The sequence below is a fragment of the Aquiflexum sp. genome, from assembly GCF_977115555.1.
In genome coordinates this window covers 1-1849 of the sequence record NZ_CDSBKL010000595.1, presented here as the reverse complement: position 1 = coordinate 1849, position 1849 = coordinate 1, and the positions used below count along the sequence as shown (strand labels likewise).

At 38.9% G+C, this 1849-nt stretch carries 2 protein-coding genes; both read right to left on the bottom strand.

The window, feature by feature from the left end:
• Positions 1-203: 203 nt before the first annotated feature.
• Positions 204-1169, bottom strand: coding sequence for a hypothetical protein (locus ACZFYI_RS19910; RefSeq protein WP_462525865.1), 966 nt, complete (start codon positions 1167-1169; stop codon positions 204-206).
• 78 nt (positions 1170-1247) lie between these two features.
• The coding region (locus ACZFYI_RS19905; RefSeq protein WP_462525864.1) for a hypothetical protein at positions 1248-1849 on the bottom strand (602 nt) is incomplete at its 5' end.

The following is a 1849-nucleotide window of genomic DNA, read 5'->3' as shown; positions in this document are numbered from 1 at the left end:
CAGATATAACATTTGCTAAAGGCTTTAACTTGTCACCTCCCTGACTACCGGACAGGCAGGGACGTAGGAGAGGTCTTTCCATTTTTAAATTGTTTCTATTACTAGATTTCTAAGTCGTACCTCCTTCGAAATGACAAGGATAATTTTTTCTCTGGACTTTTTCCGCTATTTGGTCTCGGCTCTAAAATCTCGTCTCTACCCTCTCATTTTCCCCTCCCCTCCAAAGGAATCCCAAACGATACGAAATTGGCTATTGGTGGATGGTAGAAGGAATTTCTGCTTACAGGAACTGCTGCATCTCCAAAATTATACCTGTCCAAGGCTGTACGCGTGAGATTTCTTGCACTTCTTCTGACTTGACCGGAGATAATGCTCAAGCCGAGGTTTGTAAAAACCAAAGGCAGCAGGATATCATTAGGGGTGGAAGATTGAAACTGTGGAGAAATGAAATACCATGTAAACACCAACTGAAGGCCTAAACCTGTCCAATCGAGGATATTGGCAAAATTCTGTTTTCGGATTGCTTTTTCGTAGTCCGCATACATGTCGAGTCTGTTTTCCATTAGAGTCCTGACCTGTGCTTTATTCAGCAGTTTGGGACCGTCATATATGTTGATTTTTTGGCCGATGAGGTTTCCTTCAATTTTCATTTTCAGGTAATGAGACCCAAATCTGTTCTGATCGATCACAAAGTTGTAGGTCTCAAGGATATTGGCCAAACGCATTTTTGCATTGCTCTCCATGCCTCCACCCACACTTCCCAAAACCATCGAACCAAATGTCACCAAAAAGAAAGCGGTATAATCCTGCTGTCTCAATTCATTGGTATTGAGATAAACTATTGAACCCAAGCTGACTCCAAGTGATGCTTTATACAGTGCAGAACCGATGCGTAATTTGGTAATGTTTGCAGTGAAATCCTGAGCATCACCGGGCAGGATTTCAAGGTAAGCGCGTACTTCCTTGGGAGAAGCCTTTTCCCCATTGACATAATAGACGGGGAGGTTGAGGAAGTTTTCCCTGAAAGTTATGACCGGATAATCAGCGTATTTGTTTTCCTGATAAAAGGGCGATCGCTTGTCTTGGGCTTGTATAGCAGATAAAGGAAAAATCCCAAAAACCAAAAGGTGAAATACAAATGCTAAAGTAAAAACTGTCTTGCCTTTCATAAAATCCGATTACATGCTTAAAACTCAATCCCATAAAAAAGAACTCACTTCAGAATATCAATTTTATCTTTAAATTCCTTACTTCACTTTAACATGAATTTGTTTAATTTTTGTAGGAGTAATCATTGTTAATGTGTCATTTTTTACGAAATATTCATATTCCGCAGGAGCTCCATTTACTTCAAGAATCAAATATTGACCCGTGGTTTTCCAATTCACTGCAGGAATGTCTAGATAAGAAAAATTTGAATTGCCATTTTGCTTTTCAGCATCTCTAAACATTTGTGCATCAGGCAACATTCTACCATCCCCATAATAAGTATTGATGTAACCTCTCCCTGCTGACCCATCGGTGGTGTTATTGCTTCCATCGGGATTATAGGTCTTGATATGCTTCCATTTTCCTATTACAGCAGGGTCATATTTATTTTGGCCTACTTCAAAAAAACTCTCCAGAGGATTTTTTTTAGGCAGGTTTATCCGGTCAAATTTTGTTTCATACTTTTCCCCATCCATTTCAAAGGCCATAAGCAAATAGTTACCCATATCATTATAAGATATAAGTAACTCACTCCCATCGTTCAGAGGAAGTTGGAATTGAAAAGTATTTCCAACTTTAATTATATCAACTGAAAAATATTCCTTTTCAGAACTGAACAGTTCAAGGTATTGCTTAACAT

Excerpts from the sequence above, each read along its gene's own strand:
- ACZFYI_RS19910 (WP_462525865.1), bottom strand. The coding sequence starts at position 1,169 with ATGAAAGGCAAGACAGTTTTTACTTTAGCATTTGTATTTCACCTTTTG.